This window comes from Veillonella parvula (assembly GCF_018366295.1).
GTDB lineage: Bacteria > Bacillota > Negativicutes > Veillonellales > Veillonellaceae > Veillonella > Veillonella parvula_P.
Genome location: NZ_JAGZIJ010000006.1, coordinates 72,808 through 97,460 on the forward strand (window position 1 = coordinate 72,808; position 24,653 = coordinate 97,460).

General features: G+C 37.5%; 22 protein-coding genes and 1 riboswitch. Of the genes, 20 read left to right on the forward strand and 2 right to left on the reverse strand.

Going from position 1 to position 24,653, the window contains the following annotated elements:
- The first annotated feature begins 78 nt into the window (after positions 1-78).
- Positions 79-339 (forward strand): HPr family phosphocarrier protein, encoded by a 261-nt coding sequence (locus KHY58_RS06605; RefSeq protein WP_215675767.1) that lies wholly within the window; start codon positions 79-81, stop codon positions 337-339.
- A gap of 92 nt (positions 340-431) precedes the next feature.
- Here the strand turns inward: KHY58_RS06605 and KHY58_RS06610 are convergent, their stop codons facing one another.
- Positions 432-710 carry a metal-sensing transcriptional repressor gene (locus KHY58_RS06610; RefSeq protein WP_004697521.1) on the reverse strand — a complete coding sequence of 93 codons (279 nt, stop codon included), beginning with the start codon at positions 708-710 and terminating at the stop codon, positions 432-434.
- Between the two features lie 330 nt (positions 711-1,040).
- On the opposite strand from KHY58_RS06610, the gene KHY58_RS06615 reads away from it, so the two are divergent.
- The 12 genes from KHY58_RS06615 (at position 1,041) to KHY58_RS06670 (ending at position 16,092) form a co-directional block, all read left to right on the forward strand.
- Positions 1,041-1,847 carry a transglycosylase domain-containing protein gene (locus KHY58_RS06615; protein ID WP_278472606.1) on the forward strand — a complete coding sequence of 269 codons (807 nt, stop codon included), beginning with the start codon at positions 1,041-1,043 and terminating at the stop codon, positions 1,845-1,847.
- A gap of 122 nt (positions 1,848-1,969) precedes the next feature.
- Positions 1,970-2,671, forward strand: a complete 702-nt coding sequence (locus tag KHY58_RS06620) for a hypothetical protein (RefSeq protein WP_278472608.1) — start codon at positions 1,970-1,972, stop codon at positions 2,669-2,671.
- Between the two features lie 32 nt (positions 2,672-2,703).
- Entirely contained in the window at positions 2,704-3,462 is a 759-nt protein-coding gene (locus KHY58_RS06625; RefSeq protein WP_278472610.1) for a DUF3969 family protein, read from the forward strand.
- Between the two features lie 275 nt (positions 3,463-3,737).
- A complete protein-coding gene (locus tag KHY58_RS06630; RefSeq protein ID WP_278472611.1) occupies positions 3,738-4,949 on the forward strand; it encodes an argininosuccinate synthase in 1,212 nt (403 codons plus the stop codon).
- The gene (gene argH / locus KHY58_RS06635; protein ID WP_278472613.1) at positions 4,949-6,376 is read left to right on the forward strand and encodes an argininosuccinate lyase; all 1,428 of its coding nucleotides are present in this window, start codon (positions 4,949-4,951) and stop codon (positions 6,374-6,376) included. Before KHY58_RS06630 ends, argH begins: the two co-directional genes overlap by 1 nt.
- A 589-nt stretch (positions 6,377-6,965) precedes the next feature.
- The gene (gene potE / locus KHY58_RS06640) at positions 6,966-8,297 is read left to right on the forward strand and encodes a putrescine-ornithine antiporter (RefSeq protein ID WP_004697529.1); all 1,332 of its coding nucleotides are present in this window, start codon (positions 6,966-6,968) and stop codon (positions 8,295-8,297) included.
- Positions 8,298-8,699: 402 nt separating this feature from the next.
- Positions 8,700-8,887: riboswitch (cobalamin riboswitch) on the forward strand.
- A gap of 145 nt (positions 8,888-9,032) precedes the next feature.
- Positions 9,033-9,971, forward strand: a complete 939-nt coding sequence (nikB, locus tag KHY58_RS06645; protein WP_101928481.1) for a nickel ABC transporter permease — start codon at positions 9,033-9,035, stop codon at positions 9,969-9,971.
- The gene (gene nikC / locus KHY58_RS06650) at positions 9,971-10,792 is read left to right on the forward strand and encodes a nickel transporter permease (RefSeq protein ID WP_101928571.1); all 822 of its coding nucleotides are present in this window, start codon (positions 9,971-9,973) and stop codon (positions 10,790-10,792) included. Before nikB ends, nikC begins: the two co-directional genes overlap by 1 nt.
- Positions 10,793-10,965: 173 nt before the next feature.
- Entirely contained in the window at positions 10,966-12,534 is a 1,569-nt protein-coding gene (locus KHY58_RS06655) for an ABC transporter substrate-binding protein (RefSeq protein ID WP_101928480.1), read from the forward strand.
- 12 nt (positions 12,535-12,546) lie between these two features.
- Positions 12,547-13,344 carry an ABC transporter ATP-binding protein gene (locus tag KHY58_RS06660; RefSeq protein WP_101928479.1) on the forward strand — a complete coding sequence of 266 codons (798 nt, stop codon included), beginning with the start codon at positions 12,547-12,549 and terminating at the stop codon, positions 13,342-13,344.
- The gene (locus tag KHY58_RS06665; protein WP_101928478.1) at positions 13,337-14,152 is read left to right on the forward strand and encodes an ABC transporter ATP-binding protein; all 816 of its coding nucleotides are present in this window, start codon (positions 13,337-13,339) and stop codon (positions 14,150-14,152) included. Before KHY58_RS06660 ends, KHY58_RS06665 begins: the two co-directional genes overlap by 8 nt.
- Positions 14,153-14,538: 386 nt before the next feature.
- On the forward strand, positions 14,539-16,092 hold the full coding sequence (locus tag KHY58_RS06670) for an ABC transporter substrate-binding protein (protein ID WP_105087030.1): 1,554 nt from the start codon (positions 14,539-14,541) through the stop codon (positions 16,090-16,092).
- 67 nt (positions 16,093-16,159) lie between these two features.
- Here the strand turns inward: KHY58_RS06670 and KHY58_RS06675 are convergent, their stop codons facing one another.
- A complete protein-coding gene (locus tag KHY58_RS06675; protein WP_004695044.1) occupies positions 16,160-17,089 on the reverse strand; it encodes a DUF3829 domain-containing protein in 930 nt (309 codons plus the stop codon).
- A 314-nt stretch (positions 17,090-17,403) separates the two neighbouring features.
- Between KHY58_RS06675 and KHY58_RS06680 the strand changes: the two genes are divergently transcribed.
- From KHY58_RS06680 to KHY58_RS06710, 7 genes are all read left to right on the forward strand, one after another.
- A complete protein-coding gene (locus KHY58_RS06680; protein ID WP_012864805.1) occupies positions 17,404-20,307 on the forward strand; it encodes a DUF3427 domain-containing protein in 2,904 nt (967 codons plus the stop codon).
- Between the two features lie 8 nt (positions 20,308-20,315).
- Positions 20,316-20,720: a (deoxy)nucleoside triphosphate pyrophosphohydrolase gene (locus tag KHY58_RS06685; protein WP_120056047.1), complete on the forward strand. Its 405-nt coding sequence runs from the start codon at positions 20,316-20,318 to the stop codon at positions 20,718-20,720.
- A gap of 186 nt (positions 20,721-20,906) precedes the next feature.
- Positions 20,907-21,725: a sulfurtransferase gene (locus tag KHY58_RS06690; RefSeq protein WP_105087029.1), complete on the forward strand. Its 819-nt coding sequence runs from the start codon at positions 20,907-20,909 to the stop codon at positions 21,723-21,725.
- Positions 21,726-21,738: 13 nt separating this feature from the next.
- Positions 21,739-21,966 carry a hypothetical protein gene (locus tag KHY58_RS06695; protein WP_008602417.1) on the forward strand — a complete coding sequence of 76 codons (228 nt, stop codon included), beginning with the start codon at positions 21,739-21,741 and terminating at the stop codon, positions 21,964-21,966.
- Between the two features lie 137 nt (positions 21,967-22,103).
- Positions 22,104-22,859 (forward strand): exodeoxyribonuclease III, encoded by a 756-nt coding sequence (locus tag KHY58_RS06700; protein WP_101928473.1) that lies wholly within the window; start codon positions 22,104-22,106, stop codon positions 22,857-22,859.
- 68 nt (positions 22,860-22,927) lie between these two features.
- Positions 22,928-23,617, forward strand: coding sequence for a 7-cyano-7-deazaguanine synthase QueC (queC, locus tag KHY58_RS06705; protein WP_101928472.1), 690 nt, complete (start codon positions 22,928-22,930; stop codon positions 23,615-23,617).
- 472 nt (positions 23,618-24,089) lie between these two features.
- A complete protein-coding gene (locus KHY58_RS06710; RefSeq protein WP_105087027.1) occupies positions 24,090-24,581 on the forward strand; it encodes a QueT transporter family protein in 492 nt (163 codons plus the stop codon).
- The last annotated feature ends 72 nt before the right edge of the window (positions 24,582-24,653 follow it).

Genomic DNA, 24,653 nt, shown 5'->3' on the forward strand with positions numbered 1-24,653 from the left:
AAATACTTGATATTGATACAATATATCTATTAGAACGTATGAGATAGGCTCTGCCTATCGAGATAGAAAGAGGTTATCATGAAAGAATTAACAGTAGAAATTACTAACGAATCTGGTTTACATGCTCGTCCTGCTACAGCCTTCACACAATTGGCTGCTAAGTTTGCTTCTAAAGTGACTATTGCTGCCAATGGCAAAACAGCGGATGCTAAGTCTATCTTAACTGTATTGACTTTGGGTGCTACAAAAGGTACATCCGTTACATTGACTGCTGACGGTGCTGACGAAGATGATGTACTCGCTGCATTGAGCGAATTCTTAACAACTAACCACGATTAATATTGGGGTAATAAAAAGGACCCTACATTTTGAACTGCACCTCCCAAAATTATGTCTAATTTTTGGGTGCAATTCATTTGTAGAGTCCTTTTTTATTTACCCATATTTGCAAAGCGTTCTACAGCTTTTGTAAAGTCGCTAATGGTTTTTTCTACGTCACCATGTTCGATACCATCTCGTACGCAGTGGTTGATATGTCCTTCAAGAATTACTTGTCCTACTTTATGTAGTGCAGATTTAGCTGCATTAATTTGGCTCAACACATCTTCGCAGGGAATGTCTTCTTCAATCATTCGATCAATAGCTTGCACTTGACCTAAGATTTTACGCAATCGACGATGCAGATTTTCTGAATCCATACACTGTTTCATATTACTCCTCCATAGGCATGTTTTTATCATCTCATATATTATACTCTATTTAAAGTTTTTAATACAACTTAATAAGTATAACTAATATGCATTAATCGGTATTTATAGATATATAGTGTCGTGCCGTTATAAGATATATTAAATATATTTGTAGTATGAGTGGACGTAAAAACTAGTGTTTTACATATCTTCTTCTTGATTGATGTGATACAATACATTTAATATACTTTATATTTGTATATGTATATAAGGTATTGTATAGATGGCTAGATTATAAACTTATGTTTACATGTGTTTATATTACAGACCTTTAAGAAATAGGTGAAAGAAATGAAAGTATTTCGCTACCTTCGAAACCTAGTTGTATTCGTGGTGGTCATGATTTTGGCTATGTTTATATATGACGGATACCATAGCTTTCAAGGGACAAATCGTGAGAGTAAAGCTCATACACTTGTTGAAAAACAAATAGAACAAAGTGAAGACACGCTCAGTCGTACGGATCGAATTATACGACTGTTTACATTTAGAGATAAAGTACAGATAGCTCTTAATCAACGTGTTTCAAAAGAGCATTGGGTGAAAGGGGATGTTATTCCTGAGTATACAAAAAATGCATTAATCGCTATTGAAGATAAGCGGTATTATAAACATGGAGCTATTGATGTACTCGGTATTATTCGCGCCTTGTACACAAATACCATAGCAGGTGAAACCTTGGAAGGCGGTAGTACTATTACACAACAACTTGTAAAAAATCTGTTCCTTTCCTCAAAGCGCATCATGAGTCGTAAGGTAGAAGAGGCCATCCTCGCTAGCGAGATGGAACATTACTATTCTAAGGAAGAAATTTTAACTATGTATTTGAATACCGTATATTATGGTCATAATTATTATGGTATCTACGAAGCAGCTCACGGATACTTTGGGACGAGTCCCAGTCGATTAACATTGGGGCAAAGCGCTTTGCTCGCTGCATTACCCAATGCACCGTCCTATTTAGATCCTTACACGAACTATGAAGGGGCTAAAGCTCGACAAAAGCTGGTGCTCGAACAAATGGTAGACCAAGGTATGATTACACAAGCCGAGGCAGACTATGCGTATGAACAAGAGTTGGGGCTAATAGAAGAATAATTGAATATATATCTTATAATCTCTGTTGGCTAATTAATAATTGGCTAACAGAGATTTTTTTGATACATTTGTGTTATTAAGATGTTTTTTAGAGAGAATTTCGAGCATAAGGAGAGTAGATATTGGATAATGTTGAATTAAAACAGTATGAGCAAGGTAATTTTTCCTCTATTTATATAGGAGCAAAACCTATTATTAAGTTTGCCATGCTTAGACTTGAGAATTTTATATCTTATTATTTGAGGGGACCCGGAGGATTAGACTATAAATCTGAGGTTCATGATGTTGAGTCCTATGCTCGTGAAATTTTTTATATTGAACAGGCTGATGCTAATAAAATAGAAAACTGGATAGTTTATTACGATGATGAACATAATTGTATGGCCATTAGACATTGCTTTTGGAACAAAGCGTTAGATAGAGAACAAATAATGAATGAAGAGTCTTTGCGAGTTGCTGTTAGAGAGCAATGCATTGTGGATTCAATCCCACATATTCAAAATGAGACCGTTATAGGTGTAAATGAAATAGATAAAAATAATATTTTAAATACTATAAATGCCTTCGATACAGCGATATCTGAGATGAATATATTAAAGCTATTTAGCAATGTAGACTACAGTACAGGTGATTATAGAATTTCTAGGTCTTATGATTTAGATGTTCGTATTGAAGCGATTATTAATGAAGCTCAAAATGAGCTTTACTCGGCTATAGGTGAAATTCAGTCTTTAATAGTTAATACTTTAAAAGCATCAATAAATACAACTACAGATTATAAGGTAGCTTTAGATTACCAGTTTTCACCTATTGATATTGTTTGAACAGACATAACCTATCGTGGGAATCAAAAACTATGAAAATAATTATTAACGGGAAACGAAATATTGAATTTTACTTTTTAATGATTGCATTAGGAACAATTCAAGCCTATAGATATAATTGTATTAACTTAAATATATTAGAGTCCTTATTTTATAGGATGGATATGTTAGAACTAATCGATGAAATGAGTTTATCATCTGAACTTAAGGAAATTACATTTCAAGGTATGGCACTAGAGGATGTTGAGTCGTGGGTTGGAGGTGTAATTCCGACTACATTATTAGTGGATACTATAAATAGTATAGATTTTGAGTGCAAAGCTTTGTTGCTCAGTCCAGTATATCGCGCTTGCTTTGATTCTTTTAATTTATTTGAGGTGGTGAATAAAGAAGCAGAAAGTCTTACAATTGATTTTGACTCCTTATTAAGTTTTGAGTACGTTAATACTGTTTTCTTATTAGGTTATACTTTGTTTTTGGCAGAACTTGATGATTACTTTAATGATGTGTTTCTTGTTCTTAAAGAGAATATTCTTCAGAATATTAAGGTGTTAGACTTCGAATATTCTGATGAATTTAATGAAGTTATCCAGCAATTTGATAGAATTGACATTGATAATGATGTATTAAATATCAAACGGCAGAAAATACATCTAAATATAATAGAAATAAATATTAGAGATTATTTTTATTGCGTCCCAAAGAATAAAGTAGATGTTAACTTTACTTTTAGTAAAGTTAATGAATTAACATATCATGTGATTTCTAATGAGGATACCCGTATAAATTAATATAGTGTTAGTATTTATTTCGTAGTAAGAAATTAAGCTATATCTGATTTTAGATTACTCGATATAGCTTTTTATGTTTTTTAGTTCGGTTTCGAAATATATTATTAAAATGAATAAAAATAATGCTTGCATTTATAATTATACAGGTGTATACTATTTTTTGTCAGAAGGAGAAAATGCCTGTCGGAATAGAAAATACCACGGTGCTTTCACAATTATCTGATATTGTATTGATTATATGAGTCTAAATAGATAGTGGTTTGTGAGGTGTTATCATGGGTAAAGCAAATAAAGTAGTACTCGCGTATTCTGGTGGTTTAGATACTTCTGTTATCATTCCTTGGTTGAAAGAAAATTATGGCGCTGAAGTTATTGCTGTGTGTGTAGACTTGGGCCAACCTGAGGATTATGATGCAGTTGAGAAAAAAGCGATTAAATCTGGTGCTTCTAAAGCGTATATCGTTGATGCTAAGGAAGAGTTTGTAAAAGATTATATTTGGCCTACTGTAAAAGCTGGTGCAATCTACGAAGGTAAATATTTATTAGGTACATCCTTCGCGAGACCTTTAATCGGTAAAATCCTTGTAGATATTGCTGAAAAAGAAGGCGCAGATGCAATCGCTCATGGTGCGACTGGTAAAGGTAATGACCAAGTTCGTTTTGAGTTGACTATCAAAGCATTAGCTCCTAACATGAAAATCATCGCTCCTTGGAGAGAGTGGGATTTGAAATCTCGTACAGATTGCATGGAATATGCTGCTAAACATGATATTCCAGTTGTAGCTACAAAAAAACATCCGTACTCCATGGACCAAAACGTATGGCATTTATCCCATGAAGGCGGCGATCTTGAAAATCCAGCAAATGCTCCTAAAGATGATGTGTACTTGGTAACACATACACCTGAACAAGCTCCAGATGAAGCTGGTTATGTAACTGTATCCTTTAAAGAAGGTGTACCTGTAGCCGTAGACGGTCAAGAAGGCACTCCATTACAATTATTACAAAAACTCAATGAAATCGGCGCACACTATGGTGTAGGCGTTGTAGATATCGTCGAAAATAGATTGGTAGGAATGAAATCCCGTGGTGTTTATGAAAACCCGGGTGGCTCTATCATTATGTATGCTCACAGAGAACTTGAATACCTTTGCTTAGATAGAGCCACATATCACTACAAAGAACTCATTGCTAACAAATACGCTGAACTCGTATATGATGGCATGTGGTTTGCACCATTGATGAACGCGTTACAAGCGTTTGTTGATGAAACTCAAAAAACTGTAACCGGTGAAGTAAAACTTAAATTGTACAAAGGAAATATCATTTCTGCGGGCAGCACTTCCCCATATTCCTTGTATAGTGAAGATTTCGTAACATTTGAAGAAGATGATGTATACGATCAATCTGATGCAGAAGGCTTCATTAACTTGTTCGGTTTACCTCTCAAAATTAATGCACTGATGAAGGAGAAAGCAGGTAAATAATGGCTAAATTATGGGGCGGGCGTTTCACAAAAGGCACTGATAAAGCGGTAGAGGATTTTACATCCTCTATCGCTTTTGATGCGCGGATGTACGCCGAAGATATTGCAGGTAGCAAGGCGCATGCGACTATGCTGGCAAAACAAAATATTATCTCCGACGCAGATCGAGATGCAATTTTAGCAGGTTTAACAAAAATTAAAGGGCAAATCGATAAAGGGGAATTCCCATTTTCTGTAGCTCTTGAAGATATTCATATGAATATTGAAAAGCGTTTAACTGATGACATCGGTGAAGCGGGGGGGCGTTTGCATACCGGCCGTAGCCGTAATGACCAATGCGCAGTAGACTTGCACATGTACGTGCGTAAAGCCGTTGTGGAAATGGGGGAGCTTATCGTAGATATGCAAAAGGCTCTCATCGAAACAGCTGAAAAATATAGTGACGTTATCATGCCTGGCTATACGCACTTGCAACGGGCTCAACCTGTATTGTTTGGGCATCATATGATGGCCTATTTCTCTATGTTGGAACGCGATTTTGATCGTTTGTTGATGGTATTCAAACATGCGGACATCATGCCACTTGGTGCAGGTGCGTTAGCTGGTTCTACATACGGCATTGATCAAACGTATACGCAAAAGCTCTTAGGTTTCTCCCGTATTTATGAAAATAGTATGGATGCCGTATCTGACCGCGATTACGTAGTTGAATTCTTGTCCTTTGCATCTCTAGTGATGATGCATTTGAGTCGTCTTAGCGAAGAGTTGATCTTGTGGTCTACCAATGAGTTCAATTTTATTGAACTTGATGATGCTCACTGCACGGGCTCTAGTATTATGCCGCAAAAGAAAAATCCTGACGTTTGCGAGCTGGTTCGTGGTAAAACAGGCCGTACCTATGGTCATTTGTTAGGCCTTTTAACAACTTTGAAAGGCTTGCCTCTTACATACAACAAGGATATGCAAGAGGATAAAGAAGGTATCTTCGATTCTATTGATACAGTACACTTCGCATTGTCCATTAATGCGGCTATGATTCGTGGCATGAAGGTCAATGGGGCTCATATGAAAGCAGCTCTTGATGACGACTTCTCTAATGCTACGGATATGGCAGATTATCTTGCGAAGAAAGGTGTCCCATTCCGTGAAGCTCATGAAATTGTAGGTAATGCAGTGCATCATTGCATCGAAAAAGGTTGTGTACTCCTTGATCTATCCGTAGAGGACTTCAAAGCTATTTCCAACCATTTTGATGCAGATATTCTTGACGCTATCTCCATCGAAGCTTGTGTTGCAGGTCGTAATAACTTTTCTGGTACGGCTCCAGAATGTGTGAAACGACAACGTAATAATGGTAAAATTATTATCGCTGCTGAGGAAAAGCAAATTGCTGAATGGAAAGCAATCGTTGAATCAGTACAAGAGTAGAGCTTAGTGCGGAATAAGCAGTAGATAAAAATAAAGAATAGTTATCAATAAAATCTGGAAAAATAAGATCGATATACATATAAGGATTTCATTAAGGGTCTAATATTGCCCATTATACTTATATGTATATCGATTTTTTATTTAAAAGCTAGACGATACCTATAAAGCCCAAAATTCTAATTGATAATCCACTATTAAAATAATGTATTTACATGTACATGTATAGTAGACTGTGAGAGAATAATAGTCTTGTACTAGGACACTATAACCGTGATAGATAGGAAAAATTACATCTATACACAGAATAAAATGGGGTAAAAATATACTTTGCCACGATTAAAATGAGTTCTGTTCGATTTTGATGATAAATTACCTATGATTTATTCAATTCGTGTAATATGCCTTGTCCGCCAATAAAGTACTTTTATTTTGGTTTCATAGGTGTTATTATTTAACTCGTAATAAGAATAAAAACGGTAAATTCACATTCAAGCCCATCACAGCACGAACTGAATTTACTTAGCGGTATATATATTTTAAGTGAATTATGGACGAGAAAAAATTCACCTTAGTGAAAGGGGATTGATACATGAAAACCACCGCTAAAAAAATGTCTGTATTCCAGCTAACCACAATGGTAGCAGCCAATATGCTAGGAGCTGGGATCATTATGTTACCAACTAATTTGGCTCAAGTTGGTACTATTTCAGTTTTATCTTGGCTCGTGACAGCTGTGGGTGCGCTTTTACTAGCGTATATTTTTGCTCAAGCGGGTATGTTCTCCCAAAAACAAGGGGGCATGGGCGGTTATGCAGAACATCGCTTCGGTAAAACTGGACATTTTATGGCGAGCTATGCTTACAGCATATCTCTCATCATTGCTAATATCGCCATCGCGGTATCTGCCGTAGGTTATGGCGCAGCTTTCTTTGGTGTTGACCTCAATGCGACACAAACAAGTCAAGTAACAATTGTGCTCTTGTGGTTTGCAGCGATTCTAAACTTCAGAGGGAATCGTTTCACAGGTCGACTCAGCAATATGACTATTTGGGGTTCTATTGTTCCGGTTTTATTAATCGGTACAATCGGCTGGTATTGGTTTGATCCATCTATCTATTGGGCGGCATGGAACCCAAATGATCTTCCGCTTTATGATGCGGTAAAACAATCTATTTCCCTAACTTTATGGGGCTTCCTAGGATTTGAGTCCGCAGCGGCTAATGCTGATGCTGTTGAGAATCCAAAGAAAAACGTACCTATCGCAACTGTGGCGGGTACATTAGCAGTGGCAGTGGTTTATATCTTGTCCACAAACGTTATGGCAGGTATTGTGCCTAACGTTGATTTATTAAATTCTAACGCACCATTCGGTTTGACATTCGTATACATGTTCAATGATACGATTGCAAACATCGTTATGGCTGCTATGGTTATTTCTTGCTTTGGCGCTTTGCTTTGCTGGCAATTCACATTGTCTCGCGTCTTCAAAAGTGCAGCAGAACATGGTTACTTCCCTAAAATATTCGCTCGTGTAAATAGCAAAGATGCTCCTGTTCGTGGTGTATTGATTTTACTCGCTGTTGAAACATTACTTACTTTATTCACTGCAAGCGAATCCTTGCGTGAGCAGTTTGAAATCCTAGTAAACTTAGCGGTTGTAACTAACGTAGTACCGTATGTATTGTGCATCTTGGCAGTACCTACAATGATGCGTATGGCTGGCGTAGCTGAAAGTCGTATTAAACGCTCTAATTACTTGTTCGGTATAGGCGTTCTTTACTGCCTATATGCAATCTATGCATGTGGTTTTGATGCTATGGTAGGTAGCGCAGTGGCAGTAAGCATAGGTTTGGTGATTTATGTTTTGCGTAAAGCGTGGGATACACGCAGAGCACACCGCTTACAACAAAGTATTGATTAACTGAATACATCTCGTCTTATTAGAGGCTATTACTTGGTAATAGCCTCTTTTTTATCATAATCATGCATTAGACTCATAATTAATGCGAGCTAGATATGAAAAAACATAAAGAGTATAATTATTAATCAAATTTTTGCTGTGTATAAAAAGATTTTATAATAAAGTTTTTACATTGCTTTATTATTATTAAAATTAATATATATACCGTCATATACAGTAAATATAATAAAAAATTATTTATATAAGTTAATTTATATAATTTTATGCAGGATTGTGAATTTAATCATTAATCAATATTTTTTATCAGTATAAAAATTATATTGAAAATATGCGAAATACATATACCCATAAGGGGTATATGTATTGTAAATAGAGTGTTAATATAGTATATTTATAATCGATAAAAATGAATGAACTAGTGAGTGTCGGTATTTACCGAGCGTAAAAGAGGAAAATGGGTGAAAAACCCATACTATGTAAATAGCTGTAATGAGGAGCAAGGTTTCATTATAGGGTCACTGGGAAACTGGGAAGGCCGAAATATTGCGATGAATCAGAGTCAGAAAGCCTGCTCTAAAGGCATGGTATGCATATGCTGTGCTTAATTTGGGTTAGTCGGGCGACTAACCTTTTTTCGTTCCCTAGCCTTTAAGCTTCATCGCTATATAAAAAAGCTAGTACCATTAGTTTGTCATTTGAATTGTTGTTAGTGTTTAGAGAGTTTAGGAGGCGCCTATGGGCAAACGCTTTGTCAAACAATTGGGGCAATTTATTGTTACCTTGTTTGGCATCACATTTTTGACATTTTGTCTCACCTATTTAGCACCAGGCGATCCAGTAACGATGCTACTTGAAACGGCGGATACTATCGTATCTCAGGAGCTTATCGATGAGACTCGAGCTCAACTTGGGTTAGATAAACCGTTTATAGTGCAGTATGTAAACTGGGTTGTGAATGCGGCACAAGGTGATTTAGGGATGAGTTATTCTGCTAAAAAACCAGTAGTAGATCGTATGTTGGAGGCTTTGCCAGGAACCTTGATGTTAGCTGGTACTGCTTTAGTATTTACTCTACTTTATGCGTTGCCAGCAGGGATTATAAGCGCCTTAAATCGTAATAAATGGGTTGACTATCTGTTAAGAGCTGCATCTTTTGTAGGTGTTTCTATGCCTACATTCTGGTTAGGCCTTGTACTTATTTATATCTTCGGCCTTAAATTAGGTCTTGTACCGATTGCCACATCGCGTGTAACTCCGATTGGTGTTATCTTGCCAGCTGCTACATTGGCTGTTGTTGTTGGTTCTAAATACATGCGCCAAGTGCGGCTCGTTATCCTTGAAGAAATGGAAAAGGATTACGTTATCGGTGCTCGCGCTCGTGGTGTGAGTGAAATGAAAATTTTATTCGGTCATATTTTACCAAATGCTGTATTACCGCTCATTACTATTCTTGGTGTTGTTATGGGCTGGTTACTAGGCGGGGTAGCAGTCGTAGAAATGGTATTCTCTTGGCCAGGCCTTGGGAATATGGCGATTTATGCTATTACCATGCGCGACTATCCATTGATTGAAGGCTTTGTATTGTGGGTTGCATTAGCATATATGTGCATCAATGCATTAATCGATGCATCATATATCCTTCTAGATCCTAGATTGAAAAGGGAGAGAGCATGATGGCAGAATTTATTCAAAAACATAAATTGTTCTCTTTCTATAGTGGGTTGATGATTATCATTGTTCTCATCGCTATCTTTGCACCCTGGCTTGCACCGGGCGATGCTTTCACCTCAAATATAAGTCAGGCATTGCAAGCGCCAAGTAGTCAACATTGGTTTGGTACTGATAAATTGGGTCGTGATGTATTATCTCGTGTTATTTATGGTACTCAATTATCTTTGTTCATGGGCGTAACCATTGTTGTAATCATGGTTAGTATTGGTACGATTATCGGTGCTGCAGCAGGCTATTTTGGCGGTAAAGTTGAAATGGTTCTTATGCGTTTAGCAGACATCATGTTATCATTCCCTGGTATCGTATTGGCTATTGCTATTGCTGGTATTCTAGGTGGTAGCATTGTAAATACGATTTTAGCCTTATCTGTTGTAGGTTGGGCAAAATATGCTCGTATTGTACGTTCTATGACGCTCAAGGTGCGCGGTGAGGAATATGTAACGGCTGCTGTTATGATGGGCGCATCTACGACGGCCATCATCAGACGTCATATCATTCCTAATATTATGCCTCTCGTTATTACAACAGGTGCATTAGATATCGGGGCTATCATGATTGAGGTAGCAGGTTTATCCTTCCTAGGCTTTGGTGCTCAGCCACCGACTCCAGAATGGGGTCTTATGCTTAACGAGGGTCGCCAGTACTTGCAAACGAGTCCATGGCTCATGGCATTCCCTGGTATGTCCATCCTTATCGTGGTTGCTATTTTTAATCTTTGGTCCGATTCCTTACGTGATGTGGTGGATCCTAAAAACCAAGGATAATATAGTATATCTATTCATGTTTTGAAAGCTTTTGGTGGTAATTTCTCTTGTAAAAGCTTCTATGTGAATAGGTATAAATAATGGTTTTTCCATCACTGACTATTTTGGATTATTATAGTCTTGATGTTTAAATGTTTTTATGTTTTGTATGTAATTGTACAAGGAGATTTTACATGAAAAAATCTTGGAAAAAGGCCCTTTTAGCAGGTCTTAGCATTGTAATGATGGGTTCCTTCATCGCTGGTTGTGGTTCCGATAACAATGGTTCTGCAAATAAAGATGTGTTAAAAGTAGGCGTAACTAACTTCGCATCTACATTAGAGCCTACAGAAAACTTCTTCGCATGGGTTGTAATGCGTTATGGTGTAGGCGAAACATTGGCTAAATTTGACGAACAAATGAAACCACAGCCTTGGATTGCATCTAAATGGGAAGTATCCCCAGACCATAAAACGTGGACTTTCACAATCAATGATAAGGTGAAATTCTCCAATGGTAAAAAAGTTGATGCAGCAGCTGTAAAGGCGTCTATTGAACGTGCTTTTGCAAAGTCTAATCGTGCGAAAACATTCTTCGAATATGATTCTATGGAAGCTAATGGTCAACAATTAGTTATTCATACAACAAAAGAATATCCTAATATGCCTGGCCTTTTAGCGGATCCGTTGTTCCTAATCGTTGACGTTCAAGCTGAAAAAGATGGCCGTAACTTTGCGAAGGAAGGTCCTATCGGTACAGGCCCATATGTAGTTAAATCCTTCACTAAAGAACGTGCTGAAATGGCTGCGAACGAAAACTACTGGGATGGTACAGTACCATTTAAAACTGTAGAAATTCCTTCCATCGATGACCCTAATACGCGTGCTTTGAGCTTACAATCTGGCGACGTAGATATGGCTGTTAACATCGGTCCTGGTGAAATTGGTTTATTCCAAGGCAATGATAAATTCAAAGTAGATGAAATCGCATCTCTTCGTGTCGTATTGGCCCGTATTAATCAAAAAGGTATTCTTGGGGATGACAAAGTTCGTGCTGCAGTTATCTCTGCAACAGACCGTAAAAACTATGCTGATGTATTGTTAAAAGGTACATTTATTCCTGGTTCTGCTCCAATTCCACCATCCATGGACTATGGCTTCAACGATTTGAAAGATCCTAATGCGTATAATCCTGAACGCGCTAAACAATTGTTGGCTGAAGATGGTTGGAAAGATACTGATGGCGATGGGATCCTTGATAAAGATGGCAAACCATTAACATTCAACTTCATAGTATATAACTCTCGTGCAGAATTACCACTTTATGCAGAAGCTGTTCAAGCAGACCTTAAAAAGGTTGGCATCGATATGAAAATCAAAACAGTTGACTATAACTTGATCGATAAAATGGGTCAAGACGGCGACTATGATATGCTTATCTCCAACATTGTAACAGCTAATACAGGTGATCCAATCTGGTTCTTGGCTAACTATTGGCACACTAACAACAATGGCTCCAACCCTCAAAATGGTTCTGGTTACTCTAATCCACAAGTTGACCAATTGTTAGATGCAGCTGAAACTGAATTCGACCCAGCAAAACGTCGTGATTACGCAATGCAAATTCAACAATTGTTGATGAATGATGGTGCTGCATTATTCTTAGGCTATCCTAAAACTAATATCGTTACAGGTTCTTACTTGAAAGGTGCTGTAATGTACCCAAGTGATTACTACTGGATTACTAACAAAATTACAAAATAGTGAGGAGCTATAATGGCAGAAAACATACTAACTGTAGAAAACCTTAACATTGCGTACCAAGGTGTGCCTGCTGTTATGGATGTGAACTTTACCTTGGAACGCGGTAAGGTATTAACCATTGTAGGTGAGTCCGGATCTGGTAAAACTACCGTGATTCGGGCCCTTATGGGCTTACTACCTGTAGGTGGTGAAGTTACGGAAGGTTCTATGATCTTTAATGGTTATGATCTTCGTAACCTGTCTAAATCTGAATGGAGATCTTTGCGCGGCAAGGATATGGCCATGATTTTCCAAGATAGTGGTAGTGCATTAGATCCAATCGTTCGTATCGGTAAACAATTTAGAGAATTGTTTAAATCCCATATTGAAATCGATAATGACGAATGTGACCGTCGTGCCATTGCGCTTTTAGAAGCCGTATCTCTACCGAACGGGGCAGATATATTACGTCGCTATCCTCATGAGTTATCTGGTGGACAACGACAACGTGTTGGTATTGCCATGGCGTTAGCTTTGGATCCTGCATTACTCATCGGTGATGAACCGACATCTGCGCTAGATGTAACGACACAATCTCAAGTGGTTATGCAAATGCTTGACCTAGCTAAAGAGCATAACTCCGCAATCGTAATGGTAACCCATAATCTTGGTGTAGCGGCGTATATGTCCGACTACATTATCGTTATGAAAAAGGGCCGTGTCGTAGATGCAGGTACTCCTAAAGACATTTTGGAAAATCCATCTAATGAATATACGAAACAATTAAAAGAGGCTGTACCAACATTGGGAGGAGGTCGTTACATTGACTAACTACGCAGTAGAATTAAAAAATGTATGTAAACGATTCCCACTTCCCACTGGTGGTGAACTCGAAGCATGTAAGGATATTAATATAACTCTCGAAAAAGGTCAGTCCCTTGGGATTGTAGGGGAATCTGGCTCTGGGAAAACAACATTGGTTCGTATGATCATGAAAATGCTTCCTATTACGGAAGGTGAGATTTATGTGGATGGTGTAGAGATTCAACATATGAACTCCGAACAAACGAAAGAATACCGTAAAAAAATTCAAATGGTATTCCAAGATCCATCTGCAGCCTTTAATCCGCGAATGAAGGTGAAGGATATTATTCTTGAGCCACTATACAACTTTGGTCTTCTTGAAAAGGGAAAAGAAGAGCAAATCGCAGGTGACTACCTGGAAATGGTAGATTTACCTCGTGAGTTTATGCATCGCTATCCTCATGAAATGTCCGGGGGGCAACGCCAACGTGTTGCCATTGCTCGTGCTATCGTATTAGAGCCAGAAATTCTCGTTCTAGATGAGGCTACTAGTGCTTTAGACGTATCTGTACAAGACTCCATTGCGTACCTATTGGCGCGTTTACAAAAAAAGAAAAATTTAACATACCTATTTATTGCTCATGATATTGCCTTCATTCGTACGATGTGCCATAAGGTGGTCGTAATGTACAAAGGCGCTATCGTTGAAGAATTAGATGCGTTTCACTTAGCAGATGCGAAACATCCTTACACAAAAGTTCTATTGAGCTCCATCTTTGAAATCGGCCAAGATCATAAGCCACTTACCTTAGATGAGGCTGCATTAGAAGCTTAATAGGAAAATTTACTTTCAAAATTTCAAAAGTATAAATTTGAAATGTAGAGAGTTACATCGGATAGGTAAACTTAAAATAGCAGTTAGTTTCAAGACTAACTGCTATTTTTATGCATAGTTAAGATATGAAATTTTTTAATAGATATATTGAAATGTTTCTCAAATTATACATTGTGTTAACACCTAATATATAGTATAGTTGACTGTATAAAATATACCCCTATGGGTATAATAAGATATGCTCATATGAATTGATGTACATAGATTCTCTTTATATTAACTATTGTAAAAGCAGGTTATATTTACTAGATTATGTTAATGCAAAAAATAGTGAGTATCTGAGTATAAATAGATAGTTAATGTGTGTAGAAAGGTTAGGTGTATAAATGAAAGGATTACGCAAGTCTTTACTAATTGGTATGACCCTTGGTGTGACTATGCTCGGGACTATTGGTTGTATGAATCAAGATTCTGCTTCATCTAATGATGTATTAAAGGTAGGGGCTATTAGTTTTGCTGGCACATTAGAACCAACGGAAAATTATTTTAGTTGGGCCGTTGTACGATTTGGTATAGGTGAAACGCTTATCAAGTTTGATGATCAAATGAAAGCAACGCCTTGGCTTGCCACCTCTTGGAAGCAAGGTGATGACAAGTTAACATGGACTTTCACCATCAATGATAAAGTTAAATTCTCAAATGGTAATAGTTTGACAGCTGAGGCGGTAAAAGCATCTTTAGAACGAACTTTTGCTAAAAGTAAACGAGCAAAAACGTTCTTTAACTATACAGAAATTACTGCTAACGGTCAGGAGTTGACCATCAAGACTGACAAGGAATATTATAATTTGCCCAACTTGTTAGGAGATCCATTGTTTTTGATTATGGATGTGACAGCAGAGGCGAATGGTCGTGATATTGCAAAGGAAGGTCCTATTGGTACTGGTCCATATGTAGTATCCTCTTTCACAAAAGAGCGTGCTGAACTAAAGCGCAATGATAATTACTGGGATGGCAAGGCAGGCTTTGCTAAGGTTGAAATCCCATCTATTAATGATGCGAATACTCGTGCTATGGCGTTACAAGCGGGCGATGTAGATATGGCCGTTAACATTGGACCTGGTGAATATAGTATCTTCCAAAATGATAAGAAATTCACTATCTATGAAATGTCTTCCTTGCGTGACGTATTTGTTCGTATGGGGCAAAAAGGGAAACTACAGAATCCTAATCTTCGTGCAGCCCTCATTGCAGCAGCAGACCGTGAGTCTTATGCGAAGAACCTCATGAAGGATACGTTCGTAGCCGGTAAGGCTCCATTGCCACCATCCATAGACTATGGCTTTAACCAATTGCGTGATCCTAATAAATATAATGTAGAACGTGCTAAAGAATTACTGAAACGTGAAGGTTATGAAGATACAAATGGCGACGGTATTGTAGATAAAGACGGTGAAAACCTCGTACTTGATTTTTATGCCTACACAACTCGTCCTGAATTGCCATTATATGCGGAAGCATTGCAAGCGGACTACAAAAAAATCGGTGTAGATTTACGAATTAAAATCGTAGATTATGCGGTTATCGACACATTATCTCAATCTGGTGATTATGATATGATTATCTCCAGTGTTGTAACCGCTAATACGGGTCAACCAGTATGGTTCTTGAAACAATATTGGGGTATAGGCGTTGAAACTAATGGGTCTGGCTTCTCTAATCCTCGTTTCGATGAATTGTTGGCTCTTGGTGAAAGTAGTAGCGATCCAGTGGTGCGTCGTAATGCGGTTATCAATGCCCAACAACTGATGTTAGATAACGCTGTAGCATTATTCCTTGGGTATCCTAAAATTAATATTGTAGGTAATAAACATATTGATGGTATCAAGATAACACCGTCTGAATATTACATCATTACAAAAGATTTGAAAAAGAAATAAAGTTTGCTGCTTACATAAAAATAAAAGGACTAGCTCGCATGGGCTAGTCCTTTGTGTTATCTAAATATTATTTTTTTTCTGTTACATCTAAGTCTGCCATGTTAACTGCATTGGCCTTGCCAATCATTTTATTATACTTGGTAAATAATTGCGTATAAGCTTCGCCATAAGATGAGTTGATAATAATGTAGTTGCGTGCCTCTGCAACAAATTCTTTTACTGAGTCTTGATACTCTCTTACCGCATTTTGTACTTCTGGTGTAGTACCAGGTTGTAATTTATTGAGGCGTTGTGTAATTTGTTGTAAGTTTGATTCTACCTTTTGGGTGTCTGTATTCCCATCTGGATCAATAAGGTCAATAGTTTGTGCTGTTATGAGATTTATCTCTATAAAGTTAACCGCATTTTCCCGCTTTTCTCCCTGATACTCAGTCATGCGTTCGTTATAAAGCTCATTATTACGATTATCTAAAGCTAAGTCTAATGCATTATATGTAGCGTAGAACTGTTCTGCTAAAGGTACATATTGAGCTGCTAGCTCATCGCTACCTTTATAATTATCCTTTTCATAACGACGTTCCACATAGTAAGATTGCAACTGATCAGCAATAGGAATAATTTGATCAAGTACTACGAGGACGTCATTTGTCGCTTGGTTTACGTCTTCGTAGGGTGTAGAACTATCTTGTTTTGCTACCTCTAATGCAGCTTTAAGTTCCTTATATTTAGGTAAGGTAATCGTCGTATTATGAGACCCATTGCGCAACTCTTCAAGAGTTGGCTGTAATTGGCTAGCATAGGCTACACTGTATGAGTTATATGCATCTAATGCAACAATATAAGGTCGTATGGCGTTGATTTTATCGTCAACGGTTGATCGATATAAAATTGTCGTTGTATTGGATGATAAGAGTGTATACACCCCATAGATCCCACCACCGATAATAGCAGCACCAAGCACAATGGCTGCTATTAACTTGATGTACCCCTTTTTCAACTGCGCACGCTCCTTGAAAACACACTAACTCTTTTGGATCCATTTGGACAGACTACTGTCCTAAGAGTAATTATTTACATTATATCACAACTTTACGTGGCAAAAAAGACGTATAGATACGATAATTATAAGGAATAGATGAAAATGTTAGATTTGGACATGTATTTATATTTATAATTAGCGATTAAACGATGAATGAGGCTGTAAGCTGTTATAAAAATATACTTTTAAAAGTAAAACTATATACTCTCTAGACGTTGCAGCTGCGGCTGGTATAATAGCAAGTATAGTATTCATTATATGGGGAGTTCGTTATGTCAGAATCGAATCATTTAATCAATTTTGCTACATCTTCGGAACTTATTGCTAATGGGGAAGGGCGTAATGTATTATCTGCTATTGAAGATGGATTACGCAATTGTGATGAGTTTTTAATATCGGTAGCATTTATTACTCCAGAAGGCTTATTAACATTAAAACCAATTCTTAAAGAGTTAGAAGAACGTGGCGTCCGAGGACGTGTGTTAACGACGGATTATCTTGGTTTTAATAGTCCACAAGTTTTGGAAGATTTAGGAAATTTAAATAATATTGAGTTAAAAGTGTATTGCACTACACAAGGTAGTGGTCATGGATTTCATACAAAAGGCTACATTTTTAGAAAAGATGAATCTTATCAGATTATAGTTGGTAGTTCTAATTTAACTATTAATGCATTAAAGAAAAATCGTGAATGGAATACTCGTTCTGAAGCTCATTGCAGTGATACCTATGCTAGAGAAATCACGGAAGAATTTGACTTGTATTGGAATTCAAAATTTTCTATTCCTTATGAAGATTTTATTCCTTGGTATAAACCAAGATGGGTGCGTCCAGAGCGAACTTCACAAAGGACTGTAGCAGAGCAATTTAGAAAAATAGATTTGCTTCAACTGGAACCTAATAGTATGCAACAACAGTTTATTGCTAACTTCAATGAACTAAGAGCTAATAATGCTAAAAGAGGTCTTTTGATCTCTGGTACGGGTACCGGCAAAACCTATGCGGCAGCTTTTGCTATGAGAGAAATGAGGCCTAAAAGAATATTATTTTTAGTACATCGTGAACAAATTGCAAAACAAGCGATCGCTAGTTTTGAGCGGATTTATAATGATCCATCTATTACATTTGGTTTAGTTTCTGGGAATGCTAAATACTATAATGCGACTCATGTATTCTCTACAATGCAAATGATGGGCCGTAATGATGTAATGAAACAGTATGCTCCAAAGGAGTTTGACTGTATTATCATTGACGAAGTACATCGCGCAGGTTCAGATAGCTATCAACGCATTATTGAATACTTTGAGCCTCAGTTTTTATTGGGAATGACGGCTAGCCCGGAACGTACAGATGGCTATGATTTATATGAATTATTTGACCATAATATTATTTACGAAATTCGATTACAACAGGCTTTAGAAGAAGACTTACTATGTCCATTTCATTATTTTGGCATTAGTGATTTGTGGGTGGATACTCAAGAAGATATTTCTGATATGGAGGTATCCTTTTCAAACTTGTCTACAAAAGAGCGGGTAGATAAAATTATAGAAAAGATTCGCTATTTTGGACATAGTGGTAGTCGTGTAAAGGGGCTAGTATTCTGTAGCAATCGAGTTGAGGCAAAAGCGTTGTCTGATGCTTTTAACGAGCGTGATGTTTATCGCACTGTATGTTTAACTGGTGAAGATAGTCAAGAAACTAGGGAAATAGCAATTGCTCGATTAACGGGAACTGGTGATTATCAGGGCCGTTCAGACCTGCAATTGGATTATATCTTTACCGTAGATATCTTTAATGAAGGTGTTGATATTCCAGAAATTAATCAAGTTATTATGCTACGTCAAACTGAAAGTCCGATAATCTTTATTCAACAACTCGGACGTGGTCTTCGTAAATTTGAAGATAAAGAATATGTAGTTATCTTGGATTTTATTGGGAATTATACTAATAACTTTATGATTCCATTAGCCTTATCAGGTGATAGGAGCTATAACAAAGATACATTGCGTCGTTATGTACAAGCTGGTAATCGTATTATTCCAGGTACCTCAACTGTACATTTTGATAAAATTGCAAAACAACGCATTTATGAATCTATTGATACGGCAAGATTTTCCGATATGAAATTAATTAAAGAAGCTTATTTCAATTTACGCTTCAAATTAGGTTGTATTCCTAAAATTGCTGATTTTGCCGATCACGGTTCGATTGATGTTAGTAGAATTTTTAGTAAATTTAAGTCCTATCATCATTTCTTGATAAAGATTAAGGATAAGGACTATGAAATATCCTTTACACCTGTTCAGGAGAGAATGCTACATTTTATATCTCAGAAATTAACGACAGGTATACGTGCTAGAGAACTTTTATTATTGCAGGCGTTACTAGATGGTCGTGACGATATCATTAACTATGTATCTGAAGAGCTTTATAATAATTACAATGTAGATTTATCTGAATATGGACGAATTAATCTTATCAATATGATGACAAATCGATTTGGTGTTCAAGTAGCACAAAAGACTTTTGCAGATAGTGAGTTTATTGAGTTCTCTAATGGTAAGTATGGTATATCCCAAATTTTTAAACAGGCCTTAGAGGATAATAATTTTAAAGAACAAGTTCAAGAGCTCGTTGATTATGGTTTGAAGCAGTTCGATGAAAAGTATAAAGACAATATTTATGGTAATACGCCGTTTGCTTTATATGAAAAATATACATATGAACAAGTTTGCCAATTATTAGAGTGGCCTCAAAACGAAGTACCTCTCAATATTGGAGGATATAAATTTCATAAGGAAACTAAAACATACCCTGTGTTTATCAACTATCATAAAGATGATGATATTCAAGATACTATTAAGTATGAAGATAGATTTGTAAACCCAGGTTTACTGAAAGCTATTTCTAAGAATAAGGCAAAGTTTACATCTCCTGCTATAAAAACTGTATTTAAGGCTGATGAATTAGGTGTTGCAATGCATTTGTTTGTAAGGAAGAACAAAGATGATGAAGAGTCTAAAGAGTTTTACTATTTGGGACCGATTCATTCTACTGGTCAGGAAAATGCTAAAGAAATCTCCATGGCTAATGGTACTGCGGCGGTAGAATTAGAATATGTACTCGAAGTACCTGTACGGGATGATATTTATGATTATATTGTTAATGGATAAGGATATATATGAGTGAACAACGAAAACATATTGAAGTGGTGGCAGCTATTATAAAAAAGGATAATACCATACTAGCAACTCAACGAGGCTATGGTGATCTTAAGGATGGATGGGAATTCCCGGGTGGCAAAATTGAATTAGGTGAAGCCCATGATGTAGCTCTTATTAGAGAAATCAAAGAAGAGTTAGAAGCGGATATTAACGTTCAAGAGCATATTATTACGATCGAATATACAGGTTATGAAAAGTTTGATTTAACAATGCACTGTTATTTATGTTCGTTGGAAAATGATTCTAATATTACTTTAGTAGAACATGAAGCTGCAAAATGGTTATCTAAAGATAGTTTATATTCTGTGGATTGGTTACCTGCCGATATTGATGCGGTAGATGCCATATACAAACGCTTGTAAGTTAAACATTAAATTACGTATAAGTCCCTATCTTAGATAGGGGCTTTTTCATGTTTATCTAGTTTTAATATTACGCAAATAAATAACTTTTACTGTGCCAAAATAAATTGTATATCCCGTTGTACTCGTATATAATAATATTATCAGATTTGTATTTTTCGATATAATCAAAGAAAGGAGTACAACATGTCAAATTTTATCACTCCTAAAGAATTATTAGCTTGTTTCGATGAGGTCATCATTTTAGATGCTCGAGGGTATCAAGATTATAAAAAGGGCCATATTAAGGGGGCTTATGCGGTAGATTTAGATAAGGATTTAACAGGTCCTTTGGGCGAGCATGGTGGTCGTCATCCGTTGCCAGATATGGAACGATTGGCTCATACCTTTGAGTCTTATGGCATTACTCGCAACTCCAAGGTTGTAGTATATGATTCTTGGCTATTTTTAGCGGGCCGTCTTTGGTGGACGTTGCGCTACATGGGCTTAACTGATGTACGTGTATTGTCTGGTGGTGTTGAACGTTGGGTTCGAGAGGGCCATCTCCTAACTAAAGAGCCTACTCCATTACCTGCTGAACCATCTATCTTTAACTACGAGTTGCAAACGCATATGGTTATGAGCCGTGATGAGGTACTCAAGGCTAGTGAAAGCGGAGATCATGTTATCATTGATGCTCGTGCACCATTCCGCTATGATGGATCTCAAGTAGATACGATGGATGGCATGACAGGCCATATCCCTGGCGCTGTTAATCACTTTTATGAAAGCGGTTATACCGTAGATGGTCCTAAATCCTTGAAAGATTTAGAGGCTGAGTATTACAACGAAATTTACCAAAATAGGCCAGTTGTAACGTACTGTGGGTCTGGTGTGACTGCCTGCAATGCGTTGTTAACCATGAGTGAAGTAGGGCTTGAATCTGCTTTATATGTTGGTAGTTCTAGTGACTGGGTAACGTATGAAAGCTTCCCGCTTAGTACAGGTGTAGAAACATTAAACTAACTTAGGAGGGCGAATGAATCTATTAAAACAATTATTAACAGTCGTTGCCTTTGGTTATTTGTGTTATCATATCTATACCTTTGGACCTGGTATGTTTAATGTAACTGTATTAGTAATCCTTGTCTTGTCGGCGGTGGCTAACTATTTTCGTGAGAAACGTGAAAGCGATCTTAAAGCAAATGAAAATGCCCGCAAGGCTCGTGCAGAAGCAAGACATGCTAAGAAACATAAAAAGCAGTAGTATTGCTAACATATAATCTTTAGATTAGCTTACATTAAGCAAAAACTTGACGTATATTCTATGTGAAAGAGACTTTCACCAAGTTAAATACGGTGAATAGTATTAGATTGATGCGAAGTATTATAAAGGAGTAAGAATTGAAATTAATTTCTTGGAATGTAAACGGCCTCCGCGCCGCTGTAACAAAGGGATTTATGGAATCCTTTAATGAATTAGATGCAGATATTTTCTGCCTGCAAGAAACAAAATTGCAACCCGATCAAATTTCTTTGGAGTTGCCAGGGTATGAGCAATATTGGAATAGCGCTGTGAAAAAGGGTTATAGTGGTACTGCCGTATTCACGCGCGTTAAGCCTTTGTCTGTAGCTAACGGTATTGGCATTGAAGAGCATGATCAAGAGGGCCGTGTTATCACTGCTGAATATGATAATTTCTATTTAGTATGCTGCTACACACCTAATAGTCAACGAGAATTGGCACGCCTTGATTATCGTATGACTTGGGAAGATGCATTCCGCAATTATCTACTTGAATTAGATAAGAAAAAGCCTGTCATTCTATGTGGTGATCTCAATGTAGCACACCAAGAAATTGACCTAAAAAATCCTAAGACGAACCGTAAAAATGCAGGCTTCTCCGATGAAGAGCGTGCAAAGATGACAGAACTCTTAGGGGCAGGCTTTACAGATACATTCCGCCATCTCTATCCAGATGCGATTGAAGAATACAGCTGGTGGTCCTACATGGGGAAAGCTCGTGAACGAAATACAGGATGGAGAATTGACTATTTCATCACATCTAAACGTCTTGACGATAAAATCCAAGAAGCTAAGATTCACCAACAAATCTTTGGCTCTGATCACTGTCCAGTAGAATTGGTTATTGATCTATAAAATTTTAGTGAATGTAAAAGCACAGCCTCATCTACGGATGAGGCTGTTGTGATAGAAAAGGAGATACTATGGCTCAAAAACAAAAGGCCGTCGTTCTTTTTAGTGGTGGCGTAGATAGTACTACGTGTTTAGCCCTTGCCATTGAACGATTTGGCAAAGATAATGTGGTGCCTTTATCGATTCAATATGGTCAAAAACATAGTAAAGAATTAGAGGCTGCTATAGCTATTTTAGAGTACTATGGCATGGAAGGTAAAACGATGGATGTTACTAAGTTATTTGCCTTTAGTAACTGCTCCTTATTAGCACAATCTAGTGAAGATATTCCGCAAGGTTCCTACAAAGAACAACAAGATATAGAAGGCAAAGGGATAGTAAGCACTTATGTACCGTTTAGAAATGGTTTATTCCTATCCGCCGCAGCATCTTTGGCGTTATCCTTAGATTGTGGCTATATCTATTATGGTGCTCATAGTGATGATGCGGCGGGCAATGCATACCCTGACTGTACGGAATACTTTTACAAATCCATGGGTGACGCCATCTTTGAAGGATCCGGTAAAGAATGCTCCTTAGAAGCCCCCTTCATTAACTCCAACAAAGCTGACATCGTAAAAGAAGGTCTACGCCTCGGCGTACCATACCACTTAACCTGGTCCTGCTACGAAGGCGGAGACAAACCATGCGGACACTGCGGTACCTGCATCGACAGAGCCAAAGCCTTTCACGCAAACGGAGTCGAAGACCCAGCATTGTAATTCCCATAAACTGGCTTAGACAAGTAGTCGCCTTTTAGGCGGCTACTTTGCATATACTCTAATAGAGTAGCATGTATATGTGATTTAAGGCGGACTTATACGTCACTAGTATTAGGGTATAAGTAGAGTTGCTAAATTTGAAGTGGTGGCAGATACCTTTTCAAAGAGCGACTTTGGCAGGTTGAGGCCTTCGGCCGATGACCGGTTCGCCAGTGGAGCGATGAGGAAAGGTATCTTACGCCACCCCGTCCTTACAAACTTAACACTAATAGTAGATTCACAGACAAGTCCGCCTACAACCAAATTGGTTGCGAAAATATTAGATATATGCTAATATTAGTACTGCCTAAAGGCGACAACTAAATAAGACAGTTTGAAACCATCCTGTCTCTAAACAAAACTACGGAAATTCATAAGCATTTATAGCATGGTAGTTTTGCCATGCTTTTTTTATTTTGAGGAGGTGAGTGTTATGATTTCTACACGCAAATTGACTATTTCTGCTATGGTTGTGGCATTGTACATCGTTGTATTGTATGTAACGCAAAGCGTTTCCTTCGGGGCTTATCAAATTCGTATAGCAACATCATTATATGCACTTGCTTATGCCTTTCCGTTCTTGGTGATTCCCATGGGGATTGGCAACCTCATTTCTAACTTCCTATTCGGTGGTCTTGGCATCCTCGATATGATGGGGGGCTTTGGTGTGGGCGTATTAACGACTGGCATCATCGTAGGAATGCGCAAGCTTGGCCTCAGTGCTTGGTGGGTAATGCTTCCAATCGTCTTTGTGCCTGCATTATGTGTGCCATTGTGGCTCAGTCCATTACTTGGTATTCCATACTGGCCATTAGTGTTGAATCTTATCGTTGGTCAAACTATTCCGGCTATTCTTGGTTCTGTATTGGTGAAAGCTTTGATCAGTCGTCCTAGCATGGCAGCTTTGTTAGGTGCTTTCAAATAAAACTAATAATAAGTAGTTTGCTAATAAAACTAAGTAAGTAATTGAACATCTTTAGATCTTTCAACTGCGACT